At 72.4% G+C, this 16560-nt stretch carries 15 protein-coding genes; 2 read left to right on the forward strand and 13 right to left on the reverse strand.

Going from position 1 to position 16560, the window contains the following annotated elements; translation table 11 throughout:
* Window positions 1-3: 3 nt before the first annotated feature.
* The gene (locus ACY3FI_RS10610; protein WP_462547497.1) at window positions 4-768 is read right to left on the reverse strand and encodes a response regulator transcription factor; all 765 of its coding nucleotides are present in this window, start codon (window positions 766-768) and stop codon (window positions 4-6) included.
* 65 nt (window positions 769-833) lie between these two features.
* Window positions 834-2093: a class I SAM-dependent RNA methyltransferase gene (locus tag ACY3FI_RS10615; protein ID WP_462547498.1), complete on the reverse strand. Its 1260-nt coding sequence runs from the start codon at window positions 2091-2093 to the stop codon at window positions 834-836.
* 14 nt (window positions 2094-2107) lie between these two features.
* Here ACY3FI_RS10615 and ACY3FI_RS10620 point away from each other — a divergent pair, with 14 nt between their 5' ends.
* Complete coding sequence (locus ACY3FI_RS10620; RefSeq protein ID WP_462547499.1) at window positions 2108-2917, forward strand: Maf family protein; 810 nt, start codon at window positions 2108-2110, stop codon at window positions 2915-2917.
* 79 nt (window positions 2918-2996) lie between these two features.
* Window positions 2997-4766, forward strand: coding sequence for an acetyl/propionyl/methylcrotonyl-CoA carboxylase subunit alpha (locus ACY3FI_RS10625; protein WP_462547500.1), 1770 nt, complete (start codon window positions 2997-2999; stop codon window positions 4764-4766).
* 87 nt (window positions 4767-4853) lie between these two features.
* On the opposite strand, the gene ACY3FI_RS10630 is transcribed toward ACY3FI_RS10625, so the two are convergent.
* From ACY3FI_RS10630 to ACY3FI_RS10680, 11 genes are all read right to left on the reverse strand, one after another.
* Window positions 4854-5813, reverse strand: coding sequence for a hypothetical protein (locus ACY3FI_RS10630; RefSeq protein ID WP_462547501.1), 960 nt, complete (start codon window positions 5811-5813; stop codon window positions 4854-4856).
* A gap of 227 nt (window positions 5814-6040) precedes the next feature.
* On the reverse strand, window positions 6041-7747 hold the full coding sequence (locus tag ACY3FI_RS10635) for a phospho-sugar mutase (protein WP_462550344.1): 1707 nt from the start codon (window positions 7745-7747) through the stop codon (window positions 6041-6043).
* A 29-nt stretch (window positions 7748-7776) separates the two neighbouring features.
* Window positions 7777-8604 (reverse strand): purine-nucleoside phosphorylase, encoded by an 828-nt coding sequence (locus ACY3FI_RS10640; protein WP_462547502.1) that lies wholly within the window; start codon window positions 8602-8604, stop codon window positions 7777-7779.
* A 98-nt stretch (window positions 8605-8702) separates the two neighbouring features.
* Window positions 8703-8981, reverse strand: coding sequence for a PTS sugar transporter subunit IIB (locus tag ACY3FI_RS10645; protein WP_462547503.1), 279 nt, complete (start codon window positions 8979-8981; stop codon window positions 8703-8705).
* The gene (locus ACY3FI_RS10650; RefSeq protein WP_462547505.1) at window positions 8978-9424 is read right to left on the reverse strand and encodes a PTS sugar transporter subunit IIA; all 447 of its coding nucleotides are present in this window, start codon (window positions 9422-9424) and stop codon (window positions 8978-8980) included. Before ACY3FI_RS10650 ends, ACY3FI_RS10645 begins: the two co-directional genes overlap by 4 nt.
* Before the next feature lie 3 nt (window positions 9425-9427).
* Window positions 9428-10540, reverse strand: coding sequence for an adenosine deaminase (locus ACY3FI_RS10655; RefSeq protein WP_462547506.1), 1113 nt, complete (start codon window positions 10538-10540; stop codon window positions 9428-9430).
* 44 nt (window positions 10541-10584) lie between these two features.
* Complete coding sequence (locus ACY3FI_RS10660) at window positions 10585-11874, reverse strand: thymidine phosphorylase (protein ID WP_462547507.1); 1290 nt, start codon at window positions 11872-11874, stop codon at window positions 10585-10587.
* 4 nt (window positions 11875-11878) lie between these two features.
* Window positions 11879-12373, reverse strand: a complete 495-nt coding sequence (locus tag ACY3FI_RS10665) for a cytidine deaminase (RefSeq protein WP_462547509.1) — start codon at window positions 12371-12373, stop codon at window positions 11879-11881.
* Between the two features lie 19 nt (window positions 12374-12392).
* Window positions 12393-13682: an ABC transporter permease gene (locus ACY3FI_RS10670; protein ID WP_462547510.1), complete on the reverse strand. Its 1290-nt coding sequence runs from the start codon at window positions 13680-13682 to the stop codon at window positions 12393-12395.
* Window positions 13679-15031 (reverse strand): ABC transporter permease, encoded by a 1353-nt coding sequence (locus ACY3FI_RS10675; RefSeq protein WP_462547511.1) that lies wholly within the window; start codon window positions 15029-15031, stop codon window positions 13679-13681. The genes ACY3FI_RS10670 and ACY3FI_RS10675 overlap by 4 nt, the downstream gene beginning before the upstream one ends.
* Entirely contained in the window at window positions 15028-16548 is a 1521-nt protein-coding gene (locus ACY3FI_RS10680; protein ID WP_462547512.1) for an ABC transporter ATP-binding protein, read from the reverse strand. The genes ACY3FI_RS10675 and ACY3FI_RS10680 overlap by 4 nt, the downstream gene beginning before the upstream one ends.
* Between the last annotated feature and the right edge of the window lie 12 nt (window positions 16549-16560).

Raw genomic sequence — 16560 nt, forward strand, 5'->3', positions numbered from 1 at the left:
GACTCAGCGGCCGTCGCTGTCGGGGTCGATCCCCGAGTCGAGACCCGGCAGGATGCCGTCCTCGACCGCACGGCGGAGCAGGTCGACCTTCGTCGGCGCCGGACGACCGACCTCGACGTACTTGACGCGGATCCGGTCGAGGTACTCGCGTGCGGTGGAGTACCCGATGCCGAGCTGCTGGGCGGCGAGCTTGAGCGGCAGGCCCGAGGCGTAGAGGTGCAGGATCTCGCGCTCCCGCCGGCCGAGCTGCGCCTTGGCGAAGTCGCGGTCCGCGTCGATCGCGCTCGCCCACTCGAGGTTGTTGAGGACGTCACCCCTGGCCACGGTCGCGACGGCGGCCATCACGGTCTTCGTCGCCGAGGACTTCGGGATCACCCCGGCCGCGCCGGCGGCGAGCGCCTCGCGGACGTTCGCGACGCGGTCGGCGATGGAGTGCACGAGCACGGCCGAGCCGGTGCCCTGCACGCCCTTGACGTTGCTCGTCACGGTCGAGCCGTCGCCGAGCGACAGGTCGAGGACGACGACGTCGACCTCACGCCCGTCGAGGTTCGCGATGTACTCGGGCACGCTCGCGGCGGTCAACACCACCTCGAAGCCCTCGTTCTGGCACGCCGCCTGGATCCCGAGTCGCACGGACTCGTGGTCGTCGACGATCGCGACGCGGACCGGCCTGGTGGCGAGTCCGGTCGTGCCGGTGGTGGTCGTGTCTGTAGCCACGGTGACCTCTCTCGTCGATGCGCTCCCCGGCCCCTGAAACCGGTTCGCCATCACCGACCAAGGATACCCAGGAACGACCCAGGTCGAGGCCTCCGGAGGCGGGGCGCGCCGGACGGTCAGCCGAGGGGCACCAGGCGCGCCACGGCCTCCAGGTGGTGGGTGTGCGGGAAGAGGTCGAACGCGCGCAGCGCCTCCAGGCGGTATCCGAGGTCGGCGAAGGTCGCGACGTCGCGGGCCAGCGCGACCGGGTCACAGGCGACGTAGACGACCTGCGCGGGCTGGAGGGCTGCGATCTGCACGACCACCTCGCGCCCGGCGCCGGAGCGGGGCGGGTCGAGCACGATCGTGCCGGCGCGGAACCGCTCGAGCTCCGGGCGCGACGCAGCAGCCGCGGTCCGCGCGAGCCACCGGTCGACGCGGCCGGTCTCGGCGCGGGCACCGATCCACTCGGCGAGGTTCTCCTGCGCGTGCTCGGTGGCACGGGGGGCGCTCTCGACGCTCGTGATGCGCGCCTTCGGGCCCACGACGTCGCCGAGTGCGGCGGCGAGGAGCCCGACGCCGCCGTAGAGGTCGAGGTGCTGCCCCTCCGGGTCGAGTCGCTCGCGGTCGACCAGGTCCTGCACCGCGGCGGTCAGCACGGCCGGCGCCTGGCGGTGGACCTGCCAGAAGCCGTTGTCGTCGACGGCGAAGGAGCGCTCGCCCACGACCTCGGTCACCACGGTCGGCTTCTGCTCGTCGACGACGAGTCGGGCGCCCTCGGCACCGCTCGGCGCGAGGACGTCGACGACCGCCGAGCCCGGCATCGCGCCGCGGCCGAGCGGTGCGCTGTCCTGCACCCGCTGCGAGGCGAGCGGCAGCGACGTCACCGGGACGACCGTGTGGGAGCGGGCGGCGAACGGGCCGGCCGTGCCGTCCTCGTCGACGTGCAGGCGGACGCGGGTGCGCCAGCCGAGACCGTTCGCGGCGTCGTCGCCGGGGGCCGCCTCGACCCGGACGTCGTGCCCGAGGACCTCGGCGAGGTCGGTGCGGGCGAACCGCGAGAACGCGTCGATCAGGACGTCGTGCTTCAGCGTGCGCTGGTGCGCCAACGCGATGTGCCCGAACTCCGCACCACCGGCGCGGACGGCCGGGTCGCGGTCGAGCGCGGCCTCGGGCCAGACGTGGTCGACGCGGTGCTCGCTCGGCGTCACGACGGACACCGTGTCCGCGCGCCAGAACGACTTCTTGCGGTCCTCGGTGACCCGCGCCACGACGCGCTCGCCCGGCACCGCGTCCGAGACGAAGACCACGCGCCCCTCGTGCCGTGCCACCGAGATGCCGCCGTGGGCGATCCCGGTGACGTCGAGTTCGAGCAGCGTTCCGACGGATTCACCCATGGTTCGATGTTCCCATGCGTCTGTACCTCGCGAGTACCTCCCCCGCCCGTCGTGCGCTCCTCGCCCAGACGGGCATCGAGCCGGTGCTCGTCGCGCCGGGGGTCGACGAGGACGCCGCGGTCGCGTCCGCGTCCACGGCGCTCGGGCGGGACCTCACCGGTCCGGAGCTGGTCGGCCTGCTCGCGGTCGCGAAGGCCGACGCCGTCGCCGACGCGCGGATCGCCGGCTCCCCCGTCGACGGCTTCGTGTTCGGCGGCGACTCCGCGTTCGAGGTGGACGGCGTCCTGTACGGCAAGCCGCACGACCCGTCGGTGGCCCGGGAGCGCTGGCGCCAGATGCTGGCCGCCGGCGGCGGCACGCTCTGGAGCGGTCACTGCGTCGTGGACCGGCGTCTGGACCGGGGGCCGGCCCCGGCCCTGGACGCGGCCACCGGCCGGACCGGAGGCGCGGGGCGGGCCGGTTCCGTGCCTCCCGTCCGACAGGTGGACGCCTCGGGCGGCGGGGCGCTCGGCGTGGCCGGGCACCTGGGCGACGTCGCGCCCGGCGGGTCGACGCTGGTCGCCGCCGGCGACCACGTCGTCGCGGTGGACAGCGCGGTGCTGACGTTCGCCGACGACATGTCCGCGGACGAGATCGACGCGTACGTGGCGACGGGCGAACCGCTCGAGGTCGCCGGGGCGTTCACGATCGACGGGCGCGCCGCGGCGTACATCACCCGCATCGACGGCGCCCCCTCGGCCGTCGTGGGCCTGTCGCTGCCGGTGCTGCGGTCGATGCTGCTGCGCGGGTTCGGCGTCGCCTGGCACGACCTCTGGGCACTGTAGACATCCACACTGCGCGGCCCTGTTTCTTTGTACGTGCCGGTCAAAACCGGCCGCCGTGGCACGAATAGGCTGACTCACCATGCCCCGTATCAGCAAGGTCCTCATCGCGAACCGCGGCGAGATCGCCGTCCGCATCATCCGCGCGGCCCGCGACGCAGGCAAGGCATCGGTCGCGGTCTACGCCGACCAGGAGCGTGACGCTCTCCACGCCCGCCTCGCCGACGAGGCGTACGCGCTGAACGGCACCACGAGCGCCGACACCTACCTCGTCATCGACAAGATCATCTCGGTGGCCCGCCGGTCCGGCGCGGACGCCGTGCACCCGGGCTACGGGTTCCTGGCCGAGAACGCCGACTTCGCGCGCGCCGTCATCGACGCCGGGCTGACGTGGATCGGTCCCTCGCCCGAGTCGATCGAGCGTCTCGGCGACAAGGTCTCCGCGCGCCACGTCGCCGAGAAGGTCGGTGCACCGCTCGCGCCGGGCACCATCGAGCCCGTGCAGGACGTGTCCGAGGTGTTCGATTTCGTCGACCAGGTGGGCCTGCCCGTCGCGATCAAGGCGGCGTTCGGCGGCGGCGGTCGCGGCCTGAAGGTCGTGCGCTCGCGTGACCAGGTGGCGGAGCTCTTCGAGAGCGCCACGCGCGAGGCGATCGCGGCGTTCGGTCGCGGCGAGTGCTTCGTCGAGAAGTACCTCGACAAGCCGCGCCACGTCGAGACCCAGTGCCTGGCCGACGAGCACGGCAACGTCGTCATCGTCTCCACGCGCGACTGCTCGCTGCAGCGTCGCCACCAGAAGCTCGTGGAAGAGGCACCCGCGCCGTACCTGACCGAGTCGCAGACCGAGCGCCTGTACGAGTCGTCGAAGGCGATCCTCCGCGAGGTCGGCTACGTCGGTGCCGGCACGTGCGAGTTCCTCATCGGTGCGGACGGCACCGTCTCGTTCCTCGAGGTGAACACCCGCCTGCAGGTCGAACACTGCGTCTCGGAAGAGGTCACCGGCATCGACCTGGTCCGCGAGCAGTTCCGCATCGCCGAGGGCGGCACGCTCGACTACGACGACCCGGCGCCGCGCGGGCACTCGTTCGAGTTCCGCATCAACGGCGAGGACCCTGGTCGCAACTTCTTCCCCGCGCCCGGCCCCGTGCACGCGTTCAACGCACCGTCCGGCCCCGGCGTCCGCGTCGACTCAGGTGTCGTGTCGGGCGACGTCGTGTCCGGCTCGTTCGACTCGATGCTCGCGAAGCTCATCGTCACCGGTGCCACCCGCTCCGAGGCGCTCGAGCGGTCGCGCCGTGCCCTCGCCGAGTTCGAGGTCACCGGCCTGCCGACCGTGCTCCCCTTCCACCGCGCGGTCGTGTCCGACCCGGCGTTCGCCACGTCGGACGACGAGCCGTTCAGCATCTACACGCAGTGGATCGAGACCGACTTCCAGAACGACATCCCGGCCTGGAGCGGTGCCACCGAGGACCTGCCCGCGCCGGCGTCGCGCGAGACCGTCGTCGTCGAGGTGCAGGGCAAGCGCGTCGAGGTCACCATGCCCGCGATCGTCGGCGGCGGTGCAGCCGGTCGTCGTCCGGCCGGCCCCTCCGCTCCCCCGAAGCGTCGGTCGTCCGGCGTTCGCGGGGGCCTCGCCTCCTCGGGTTCGGTGACGTCCCCGATGCAGGCCACCGTGGTGAAGCTCGCGGTCGCCGAGGGTGACACCGTGGTGAAGGGCGACCTGCTCGTCGTCCTCGAGGCGATGAAGATGGAGCAGCCCGTGCAGGCCCCGCGCGACGGCGTCGTCACCGGGCTGAACGCCCCCGTCGGCCAGACGATCTCGTCCGGCCACGTGCTGCTCGAGCTCGCGTAGCGCGGCGCCGCGGGCGCTCGTCCCGCGCCGCCTCCGCCGCACCCCGCCGCGAACGTCGCACCCCGTCACATCGGGGTGCGACGTTCGTTACAGGGTGCGTTGCGCGGCCGCTCGCCACGCAGTGGCCCACGCGCGGCCGAGCGGTACGCCGGCCTCGCTCAACCGCCGCGGAAGCTGACCACCGGGCATCGCGTCAGCCCACGTCACACGGGCCACACCGTGCACGTCCGGACGGCGCCGGAGCCGGTCTTCGCGGCGCTTCTCGTCGAACAGCACGTCATCGGGGCTCCTGCCCTGTCGGAGTTCCCGGTCTGCGTACTTCGACCGTCCGTCGAACTCGACGACGACCCCCTGCTCCGGGAACCAGAGGTCCACGCGGTCGACGAACACGCCGTCGTACCGGAACGGCTGCTGCAGGACGGGACGCGGCGCCCCGAGCACGTGCGCGCCCCACCGCGTGATGCTCTCCCCCGGTGACTCCGCGAGGGGGCTCGCACACTCGACGAGCTCGCGCGCCGCTCGGTGCCGCTGCGCCCGGCGTCGCCCCAGTTCATCGAGGATCGCTGCCGTCGGTACTCCTCGACGCAGGACGGCATCGAGCACGACGATCGCACGCCATGGGTGCTCCCGCACCGCGGCGTCCACCGCGGTCCCGACGAGATCCGTGACCGTCAGCCCGTCCAGGACGGTGCGCTCGGGCTGCCGACCTGCACTGCCGACGCGCTCCACGCTGCGCTTCGCCTGCCCGCGGTCCCGGCCCGGGTCGGTGACGACGACACGCTCCCCGAAGCTCCCGATCCACGGCAGGCCGTGCAGCGCGACCGCCGATCGGTGCGACACCACGGGCTCCCCCGCCAGCCGCGGCACGACGGACTCGAGGAGGAGGCGGTGCCGTTGGTGCTCGGGGGCCGATGCCCACGCCGCGCCGTCGACGTAGAGCCCTCGGTGCAGACGGTGCAGATCGCCCGCGGCGGCCTGGCGTCGCACGGAGGCGGTCACCGCAGGATCGTGGGCGAGACCGGCCGTGGAGATCACTTCGAGCGTCATGCCGAGAGCATCGCCGCCCGGTGCACGCGTCCGTGCTCGTGCCGGCCGATCGGTGGACGACGGCGCACGTCAGACTCACTGCGACGGATGCGCCGCGGTCGAGCCGCGGCGCGGGGACGGAACACGAACGCCGCACCCCGCCCCGAACGTCGCACCCCGGTGTAGCGGAGTGCGACGTTCGTGACGGGGTGCGGCGAGGGCGGGGCGCCGTGGGCGGGCGCGGCGCGCTAGGACACGCGGGGGCGCACGTCGGCGGCGAGGGCGTCGACGAGGGCCTGCGCCTCGGCCGGCGACGCCGCCACGGTGTCGATGTACACCTTCACCTTCGGCTCGGTGCCGCTCGGGCGGACGATGACCCGCGCGCCGCCGTCGAGGTCGTAGCGCAGGATGTCCGACGGCGGGAAGCCCTCGACCCCGTCCGAGTAGTCCGTCACGGCGACCACGTCGAGGCCGCCGAGCGACGTCGGCGTCGACGACCGCAGGGACGCCATGATCTCGCCGATGCGCGAGAGGTCGTCCACGCGGGTCGCGACCTGGCCCGAGGCGAACGCCCCGAACTCGGCCGCGAACGCGTCGAGCTGGTCGGCGATGGTCTTGCCGGAAGCGGCGAGCCCCACGGCGAGGTCGAGCAGCGCGAGCGCCGCCGAGATGCCGTCCTTGTCGCGCACGACGCCGGGGTCGACGAGGTACCCGAGCGCCTCTTCGTACCCGAACACGAGCGACGGCACGCGCGAGACCCACTTGAAGCCGGTCAGCGTGTCGCGGTACTCGAGGCCGTACCGCTCCGCCACCCGGGCGAGCGCGGGCGACGACACGATCGACGCCGCGAGCACCCCGTCCGACGAGCCCGCGGCCTGGGCGCGTGCGGCGGCGCGCCAGCCGAGCAGCCACCCGACCTCGTTGCCGGACAGCCGACGGAACGACCCGCGACCGTCGGGGATCGCGAGCGCCAGCCGGTCGGCGTCGGGGTCGTTCGCGATGACGAGGTCCGCGCCGACAGCGACACCCCGTGCGACGGACAGGTCCATCGCGCCGGGTTCCTCCGGGTTGGGGAACGACACCGTCGGGAACGCCCCGTCCGGCTCGATCTGCTCCGGCACCACGACCGGTTCGGCGAAGCCCGCCGCCGCGAACACGGCGCGGGCGGTCTCCCACCCGACCCCGTGCATGGCCGTGTAGACGACCTTCGGCTGCGCGTCGACCGGGAGGCGCGGGGTCGGCACGGTCGCGGCCGTCGCGTCCACGTACGCCTGCACCAGGGCGTCGCCCGCCACCGTGTAGTCCGTCGCCCGGACGAGGTCGCGGACGTCGCCCGCCGCGACCGCGTCGATCGCCGCGGCGATCTCGCCGTCGACCGGCGGCACGATCTGGGAACCGTCGTCCTCGCCGCCGAGGTACACCTTGTAGCCGTTGTCCCGCGGCGGGTTGTGGCTCGCGGTGACCATCACGCCCGCGCCGACCCGGAGGTGCCGGACGGTGAACGCGAGCACCGGCGTGGGCAGCGCCGACGGCAGCAGCGTGACGTCGAGCCCGAGGCCGCGCATGACCTCGGCCGAGTCGCGGGCGAAGACGTCCGAGTTCACCCGGCCGTCGTAGCCGATCACGACGCTGCGGTCGCGGCCGGTGTCGATCAGGAAGCGGGCGAGGCCGGCGGCGGCCTGCGTCACGACCACCCGGTTCATCCGCTGCGGGCCGGCGCCGAGCTCAGCGCGCAGCCCCGCCGTGCCGAAGGCCAGACGACCGGAGAAGCGCTCGCGGAGCGAGTCCGCCGCGGCGGCGTCCCCCGACGAGGCCGACGCGACGAGCGCGTCCAGCTCGGCGCGGGTCTCGTCGTCCGGGTCCTGGGACGACCAGTTCCTGGCGGTGGCGAGCAGGGCCTCCAGGCCGGAGCCGGCGGCGGTCTCGGTCCCCTCGCTCAGGTCGCCGTCCGCCATCGCGCCGTCCGAGGCGCCCTCGTGCCGGGTCACAGGGCCGCCACCACGCGGGCGAGCAGGTCGGCGATGACCGGCTCTGCCTCGCGACCGGCCTCGAGCACCTCGGCGTGCGACAGCGGCGTCTTCTGGATGCCGGCGGCGAGGTTCGTGATGAGGGAGAAGCCGAGGACCTCCATGCCCGCCTGACGGGCGGCGATGGCCTCGAGTGCGGTGGACATGCCGACGATGTGCCCGCCGATGGTCTTCGCCATCTGCACCTCGGCCGGGGTCTCGTAGTGCGGCCCGCGGAACTGCGTGTACACGCCCTCGTCGAGGGTCGGGTCGATCGACTTCGCGACCTCGCGCAGACGCGACGAGTACAGGTCGGTCAGGTCGACGAACGTCGCGCCCTCGAGCGGGCTGTCCGCCGTGAGGTTGATGTGGTCGCTGATCAGGACAGGGGTCCCCGGGGTCCAGGTCTCCTTGATGCCGCCGGCACCGTTGGTCAGCACCATGATCGACGCGCCGGTGGCGGCCGCGGTGCGGACGCTGTGCACGACGCGGCGGACGCCGTGGTTCTCGTAGTAGTGCGTGCGGGCACCGATGACGAGCGCGTGCCGACCGTCGGGCAGGCGGATCGAGCGGACGGTGCCGGAGTGGCCGGGGACGGCGGAGGCACTGAAGCCCGGGACCTCGGCCGCGGGGATCTCGGACACCGTCTCGCCCACGAGGTCGGCGGCCTTGCCCCAGCCGGAGCCGAGGGTCAGGGCGATGTCGTGCCGCTCGATGCCGGACCGGTCAGCGATGACGGCGGCGGCGTCGCGGGCGACCTCGAACGGGTCGGCGGCGGGGTCGTTCAGCGGGTTCTCCGTGCTCATGCCCCGATCCTAGGGCGACCCCGCCCCGGACCCGGCCGGGCACGCCAGCCTGTGGGCGCTCGCACGCGGGGTGCTCCGATGGAGGAGCACCGGACTGCTCAGTGCTCCCCGAGCGCCCGGTCGACCGCCGCGGTGATCTCGTCCTGGTCGAAGTGGTTGCGGATCACGATGACCTCGGCGTAGGTGTCGCCGATCGCCTCGACGAACTCCTGGCTCGTGAGGATGACGTTCGCGTCGTCGGACACCTCGCGCACCGAGGCGACGTCCGCCGCGACGACCTCGGCGTCGAGCGCGAGGGACTGCAACGCCTTCTCCGCGTTCACCTTGAGGATGCCGCTCGAACCGATGCCCGCACCGCAGATGGTCACGATCTTCACGCCGACACCCTCAGGATCGTCCGGACCTCGTTCGCCGAGGTCGCCGCCGCGAGCCGACCGGTGACCGTGGCGTCGTTGAACGTGTTCGCGATCTCCCCGATGGACTCGAGGTGCGTACCGACCTCGGCGACCGCGAGTCCGAGCACCACCCGGACCGGGTCGTTGTGCGGGTGCCCGAACGCCACCGGCTCGGCGAGCGTCACGACCGTGAGCCCGTCGTGCCGCACCGTCGGCCCCGGCCGGGCGTGCGCGAACGCCAGCCCGGGCGAGATGACGATGTACGGCCCGTGCTCTTCGACGAGCGCGGTCATCGCGTCGGTGTACGCGTCCGTCGTGGCGCCCGACGCCACCAGGGCGTCGCCGGCGAGCCGGAGTGCCTCGTGCCACGAGGTCGCGGTTGCCCCGAGCACGACGGCCTCGTCGGGCAGCGGTGGGAGCGGCATGCGTCAGACCCCCTGGTGACCGGCCGTGATCGTCGCGATGATCTCCTCGCGGTCCTCCAGCGGGAGGAAGGAGCCGAGCGCCGCGTTGATCTGGAAGGCCGCGAGGTCGTCGAGGTCGTAGCCGAACGTGCCGGCGAGGAGCGCGAGCTCCTTCGACAGCGAGGTGTTGCTCATCAGCCGGTTGTCGGTGTTCACCGTGACGCGGAAGCCGAGCTGGTAGAGCACGTCGAACGGGTGGTCGGCCAGGTCGTCGCCCCACGCCGCGATCGCACCGGTCTGCAGGTTCGACTGCGGGGCGACCTCGAGCGGGATCTCGCGGTCACGCACCCACGAGGCGACCTCGCCGAGCGACGCCAGGGTGGAGCCGTCACCCGCGTCGGACAGGGTGACGTCCTCGAAGATCCGGACACCGTGGCCGAGTCGGAGCGCACGGCCGTCGACGAGTGCCGAGCGGATCGAGGCCAGGCCGTCCGCTTCGCCGGCGTGCACGGTCACCGGGAAGAGCTCGGACGCCAGGTAGTCGAACGCCGCGCGGTGGTTCGCGGGCGGGAACCCGGCCTCGGCCCCGGCGATGTCGAAGCCGACGACGCCGCGGTCACGGTGCCGGACGGCGAGCTCGGCGATCTCCTGCGCACGGTCGGCGTGCCGCATCGCGGTGACGAGCTGCCCGACGCGGATCGATCCGCCCGCGGCGTCGACGGCCTCCTCGATGCCGGCCTGGACCGCCTCGACCGTCTCGTCGAGCGTCAGCCCGCCGCGCAGGTGCTGCTCCGGCGCCCAGCGGACCTCGCCGTAGACGACGCCGTCGGCGACCAGGTCCTCGACGAACTCCTTCGCGACGCGGTGCAGCTGCGGCGCGGTCTGCATCACCGAGGTGGTGACGTCGAAGGTCTTGAGGTACTCGACGAGCGAGCCGGAGTCGGACTGCTCGGCGAACCACGCGCGCAGCGACCCCGGGTCGGTCGTCGGCAGCTCCACCCCCGCCTCGGCCGCCAGCTCGACGATGGTCGCCGGCCGCAGACCGCCGTCGAGGTGGTCGTGCAGCGAGACCTTGGGGAGGTCGTTGATGACCGCTCCGGCGTCGGGCAGGCGGTAGGTGGGGGCGTCGGCGCTCATGCACCCAGGCTATCGGTGCCGACCGACGACGCGCAGGTCCCGCCTCAGCCCGTGATGCGCTCCCGCACGATCGGCCCGCGCTCCGGCGCCGTCGTCCCGATCGCCCACGCACCGTCGAGGGACTCGAGCGCCCGCTCGAACCGGGCCGGCTCGTCGGTGTGCAGCGTCCAGAGCGGCTGCCCCGCCGTGACGGTGTCGCCCGGCTTGACGTGCAGCTCGATGCCGGCACCGGCCTGCACCGGGTCCTGCGCCCGTGCCCGCCCGGCGCCGAGGCGCCACGCGGCGATGCCGAACGGCAACGCCTGTTGTTCGACCAGGACCCCGGACTCCGTCGCCGTGACGACGTGCTGCTCGCGGGCGACCGGCAGCGCGGCTGCGGGATCCCCGCCCTGCGCGGCGATCATCCGGCGCCAGGTGTCCATCGCCCGGCCGTCGGCCAGCGCGGCCGCGGGGTCGGCGTCCGGCAGCCCGGCCAGGCGCAGCATCTCCTCGGCCAGCGAGACGGTCAGCGAGACCACGTCCGCCGGACCGCCGCCGGCCAGGACGTCGACGGACTCGCGGACCTCGAGCGCGTTGCCGATGGTCAGGCCGAGCGGGACCTCCATGTCGGTGAGCAACGCCGAGGTCGCGACCCCGGCGTCGTTCCCGAGGTCGACCATCGTCTGCGCGAGCTCCTTCGACGCCTCGTACGTCGGCATGAACGCACCGGAGCCGAACTTCACGTCGAGCACGAGCGCGCCCGTGCCCTCGGCGATCTTCTTCGACATGATGCTCGACGCGATGAGCGGGATGCACTCGACGGTGCCGGTGATGTCCCGGAGCGCGTAGAGCTTCTTGTCCGCAGGAGCCAGGCCGGAACCGGCCGCGCAGATCACCGCCCCGACGTCCTCGAGCACCGAGAGCATGCGGTCGTTCGACAGCGCCGCCTGCCAGCCCGGGATCGACTCCAGCTTGTCGAGCGTGCCGCCCGTGTGGCCGAGCCCCCGGCCGGAGAGCTGCGGGACCGCGACGCCGAACGACGCCACGAGGGGCGCCAGGGGCAGCGTGATCTTGTCGCCGACGCCGCCGGTCGAGTGCTTGTCGACCGTGGTCTTGCCGAGCGAGCCGAACGACATGCGCTCCCCCGACGCGATCATCGCGAGGGTGAGGTCCTTGATCTCGCGGCGCTCCATGCCGTTCAGGAAGATCGCCATCGCGAGGGCCGCCATCTGCGGGTCCTCGACGTAGCCGCGCGTGTAGGCGTCGACCAGCCAGTCGATCTCGGGCGTGCTCAACGCGTCGCCGGAACGCTTCGTGCGGATGAGGTCGACGGTGTCGAAGGGCTCGACGGCCATGTGATCAGTGCTCCTGCTGGTAGGTGGCGAGGGTCCGCGGCCCGAAGGCGTCCGGGAGGACCTCGTCGATGGTGCGGATCCCGGAGACGGTCTCGAGCAGCATGCCCTCGGTCGAGTGCTCGAAGAGCAGCTGCCGGCAGCGTCCGCACGGCATGAGGGTCGCGCCGTCGCCGTCCACGCACGTGAACGCGACGAGCTTGCCGCCACCGGTCATGTGCAGCTGCGACACGAGCGAGCACTCCGCGCACAGGGTGACCCCGTACGAGGCGTTCTCGACGTTGCAGCCGGAGACGATCCGGCCGTCGTCGGTGAGCGCCGCGGCGCCCACCGGGAACGACGAGTACGGCGCGTAGGCGCGCCGCATCGCGGCCGTGGCAGCGTCCCGCAGGGCGCTCCAGTCGACCTCCGGTGCCGTCTCGCCGGACTGGAGGCGCGGGGCTGCGTCCCCCGCGTCCGTGGCGGTGACCTCCTGGTCACCGGATGCATCCATGTGGGTCATGTGCCGCGCCTCCAGGCCGTCAGCTCTTGATGTACGGCTTGCCGGCGGCCGCCGGTCCGCGCGACTGCCCGACCAGGCCGGCGACCGCGAAGATCGTGACGACGTAGGGCAGCATGAGCAGGAACTCGCTGGGGACCGGCGAGTTGATCGCGCCGAGCGTGTTCTGCAGGTTGGACGCGAAGCCGAACAGCAGCGCGGCCAGCGTCGCGCGGATCGGGTCCCAGCGGCCGAAGATGACGGCCGCGAGCGCGATGTAGCCCGCGCCGGCGGTCATGTCCTTCGTGAACGGTCCGACGGCGTCGAGCGTGAAGTACGCACCGCCGAGGCCGGCGATCGCACCGGCGAGCGCGACGTTCCAGAAGCGCGTCGTCGTCACGTTGATCCCGACCGTGTCCGCGGCCTGCGGGTGCTCGCCGACCGCGCGGAGGCGCAGGCCCCAGCGGGTCTTGAACAGCCCGAAGGTGACCGCGGCGACCGCGACGTAGGCCAGGTAGACCGTGACGCGCTGCTCGAAGAACACCGGACCGATGACCGGGATCTGGTGGAGCACCGGGATCGGGACGATCGGGAAGCGCACGCCGACGTTCAGCGTCGTCTCGTTCGGTGACAGCACCTGCGAGTACAGGAAGCCGGTGAGGCCCGAGATGAAGGCGTTGATCACGACACCGACGATGACCTGGTCGACGAGGTACTTGATGCTGAACGCCGCGAGGACGAACGACACGAGCATGCCGGCGACCAGGGCCGCGACGAGGCCGACCCACGGCGAACCAGTGATCGACGCGACCATCGCGGAGCTGAACGCGCCGGCGAGGAACTGTCCCTCGATGGCGATGTTCACGACACCGACCCGCTCCGAGATCACGCCGCCGAGGGCGCCGAACACGAGCGGGACGCTCAGGCTCAGCGCGCCGAGCAGCAGGCCGGGGATCGGCAGCGACTTGCCGGCGGCGGCCCAGGTCAGGAAGCCGACGACGAAGACGACCGCGAAGACCGCGGTCACCCAGAGCGGCACCCGGCGGAGCGCGCGCGTCTCGACGGCGGCGTACACGGTCAGGATCGCGAGCAGGACGACCACGACGATGCCCGTCGCGACGGCCGGCAGCGGGACGTCGGGCAGCCGGAAGAAGTCGCCGGCGTTGCTCAGGCGGAACGTCGTGGTGCCGCTGCCCGGGAGCAGCGTGAACAGCACGAGGGCCACGACGGTGAAGACCGCATACCCGATGGCGAGCTTCCAGCTGCGGGTGGTCTCGACCGCACGGTCGGTCAGGGGCGACGCGGACGCCGCGGTGGGGCTGAGGGTGCTCACGCGGCGACCGCCTTCTTGCTGTTCTTCGTGCTCACGCGACGGCGGGCACCCGGCTGCGGGATCCGGAAGATCGCGCGGACGAGCGGCGGCGCCGCGATGAACAGGACGATGAGCGCCTGGATCACGCCCACGATGTCGATCGGGATGCCGTTGGCGGCCTGCATGGCGTAGCCGCCGTTCTTCAGCACGCCGAACAGGATGGCGGCCCAGAACACGCCCCACGGCTTGGAGCGGCCGAGCAGCGCCACGGTGATCGCGTCGAAGCCGATGCCGGCGTCGATGCCCGAGGTGAAGCCCGAGGTGACCGCGCCCTGCACCTGGTACGCGCCGGCGATGCCGACGAGTGCGCCGGAGATGACGAGCACCCAGATGGTGAGCGACGGCACGCTCATGCCGGCGACACGGGCCGCGCGGGGGTTCTCGCCGATGGTGCGGAAACGGAAGCCGAGCGACGACTTGTTCACCAGCCACCAGACGACGACCACCGCGATGATCGCCACGACGAACCCGAGGTCGACCCCGTACCGGGCGCCGAACAGCGGCGGGAGCACCGCGCTGTCCTTCGTCGCGGGCGAGATCGGGTTCGTGCTGCCGGAGGCCTGCAGGAGGCCCGGGGTGCGGAGGAGGTAGCTCACGAGGTAGAGCGCGACGTAGTTCAGCATGATCGTCAGGACGACCTCGTTGGCGCCGGTCCGCGCCTTGAGCACGCCGACGATGCCACCCCACACGGCGCCGCCGACGATGCCGGCGACGATGGTGAGCGGGATGTGGATCGCCGCGGGCATGTCGAACGAGAATCCGACCCACCCGGCCGCAGCGGCGCCCATCAGGATCTGGCCCTGGCCGCCGATGTTGAACAGGCCCGCGCGGAAGGACAGCGCGATGCCGAGGCCCGCGGCGACGAGCGGCACGGCGTAGTCGATCGAGCGGGTGATCGGGACGATCGCCTGCTGCGCGGACTGGGCGCCGAAGTTGAAGACCGAGCCCTCGAACAGCGAGGCGTAGGCGCCGCCGACCGCGGTGCCGATCGCCTGCAGGGTGTCGGTGGGCCGGGCGAAGAAGTAGCCGGCCGCGGCGCGGACGTTCTCGTCGGTGACCGCGATGAGGACGCCGCACGCCACGAGGGCGAGGACGACGGCCAGGACCGTGACGAGCACGGAGCCGTCGACGATGCTCTGCACGGCGGCACGCCAGCGGTCGCCGCCGTCGCGTCGCTCGGTGTCGGTCGCCGAGTCGGTCATCAGGTGCGGGGTCGACTCGACGTCCTGCAGGCGGTCGTCGGTCGGGGCCTCGGTCTGCGGCTGCTGGGTCTGCGGCTGCTGCGTGCTGTCAGGGGTGGGGGTGCTCACGCCGCCAGCTCCGTTCCTTCTGGTAGTTCGCCGGCCATCATGAGGCCGAGGACGTCGCGGGGGGTGTCCGCGGGGACGATGCCGACGATGCCGCCGCGGTACATCACCGCGATCCGGTCGGCGAGCGCCACGACCTCGTCGAGCTCCGTGGAGACGACGATGACCGGGACGCCGGTGTCGCGGGTCGCGACGATGCGCTTGTGCACGAACTCGATCGAGCCGACGTCGATGCCGCGTGTGGGCTGCGCGGCGACGAAGAGCCGCAGCTCGCGGCTGAGCTCGCGGGCGAGGACGATCTTCTGCTGGTTGCCGCCGGACAGCCGACCGGCGGCGGTCGTGCGCGACGGCGTGCGGATGTCGAACTCCGCGATCTTCTCGTCGGCGAACGCGTCGCGCTCGGCGGACCGGATGGTGCCGGCGCGCACGAACTCGGCGTGGTCGGCGCGGTCGAGCATGAGGTTCTCGGCGATCGTGAACTCGCCGACCAGCCCGTCCTCCTTGCGGTCCTCGGGCACGAAGCCGACCCCGGCGTCGAGCACCTGCTTGACGGAACGGCCGGTGAGCTCCTTGCCGTCGAGGGTGACGCGACCGGCGTGCACGGGCTCGAGGCCGATGATCGCCTCGGTGAGCTCGGTCTGGCCGTTGCCCTGCACCCCGGCGATGGCCAGCACCTCGCCACGGCGGACCGTGAACGAGACGTCGTCGACGAGCACGATGCCCGACGGGTCGGTGACGCTGAGGTGCTCGACGACGAGGGCGTCCTCGCCGCCCTGGGCCGGGGTCTTGTCGACGACGAGCGACACCGCACGGCCGACCATGAGCGCCGCGAGCTCGTTGTTCGTCGCCGTCGGGGACGCCTCGCCGACGACCTTGCCGAGCCGGATGACGGTGATGCGGTCGGCGACCTCGCGGACCTCGCGGAGCTTGTGCGTGATGAACACGATCGCGGTGCCCGCCTCGCGGAGCTGCCGCATGATGCCCATCAGCTCGTCGGTCTCCTGCGGCGTGAGCACGGCGGTCGGCTCGTCGAACACGAGGACCTTCGCGTCGCGGGACAGCGCCTTGATGATCTCGACGCGCTGCTGCACGCCGACGGGCAGGTCCTCGACCTTGGCGTCCGGGTCGACGTCGAACCCGAAGCGGTCGGAGATCTCGCGGACCCGGGCACGGGCACCGGCGAGGTCGAGGCGGCCGCCGAACGAGGTCTGCTCCTGACCGAGCATCACGTTCTCGGCCACGGTGAAGACCGGGACGAGCATGAAGTGCTGGTGGACCATGCCGATCCCGGCGCGCATGGCGTCGCCGGGGCCGTCGAAGTCCTGGACGACGTCGTCGAGGAGGATTTCGCCCTCGTCCGCCTGGTACAGGCCGTAGAGGACGTTCATCAGCGTGGACTTGCCGGCACCGTTCTCACCGAGGAGACAGTGGACCTCACCGGGGGCGACGGTGAGCGAGATGTGGTCGTTGGCGACCAGCGGACCGAACCGCTTCGTGATGCCGCGGAGCTCGAGCTTCATGGGTGCAGAGTG

The sequence above is a fragment of the Curtobacterium sp. RM9 genome (genome assembly GCF_054956955.1).

Bases quoted from the DNA above. Each gene is read 5' to 3' on its own strand.
- ACY3FI_RS10660 (WP_462547507.1), bottom strand. From the start codon at position 11,874: ATGGCCGTCGAGCCCTTCGACACCGTCGACCTCATCCGCACGAAGCGT.
- ACY3FI_RS10650 (WP_462547505.1), bottom strand. From the start codon at position 9,424: ATGCCGCTCCCACCGCTGCCCGACGAGGCCGTCGTGCTCGGGGCAACC.
- ACY3FI_RS10625 (WP_462547500.1), top strand. From the start codon at position 2,997: ATGCCCCGTATCAGCAAGGTCCTCATCGCGAACCGCGGCGAGATCGCC.
- ACY3FI_RS10640 (WP_462547502.1), bottom strand. From the start codon at position 8,604: ATGAGCACGGAGAACCCGCTGAACGACCCCGCCGCCGACCCGTTCGAG.
- ACY3FI_RS10630 (WP_462547501.1), bottom strand. From the start codon at position 5,813: ATGACGCTCGAAGTGATCTCCACGGCCGGTCTCGCCCACGATCCTGCG.
- ACY3FI_RS10655 (WP_462547506.1), bottom strand. From the start codon at position 10,540: ATGAGCGCCGACGCCCCCACCTACCGCCTGCCCGACGCCGGAGCGGTC.
- ACY3FI_RS10620 (WP_462547499.1), top strand. From the start codon at position 2,108: ATGCGTCTGTACCTCGCGAGTACCTCCCCCGCCCGTCGTGCGCTCCTC.
- ACY3FI_RS10610 (WP_462547497.1), bottom strand. From the start codon at position 768: ATGGCGAACCGGTTTCAGGGGCCGGGGAGCGCATCGACGAGAGAGGTC.
- ACY3FI_RS10615 (WP_462547498.1), bottom strand. From the start codon at position 2,093: ATGGGTGAATCCGTCGGAACGCTGCTCGAACTCGACGTCACCGGGATC.
- ACY3FI_RS10680 (WP_462547512.1), bottom strand. From the start codon at position 16,548: ATGAAGCTCGAGCTCCGCGGCATCACGAAGCGGTTCGGTCCGCTGGTC.
- ACY3FI_RS10665 (WP_462547509.1), bottom strand. From the start codon at position 12,373: ATGACCCACATGGATGCATCCGGTGACCAGGAGGTCACCGCCACGGAC.
- ACY3FI_RS10635 (WP_462550344.1), bottom strand. From the start codon at position 7,747: ATGGCGGACGGCGACCTGAGCGAGGGGACCGAGACCGCCGCCGGCTCC.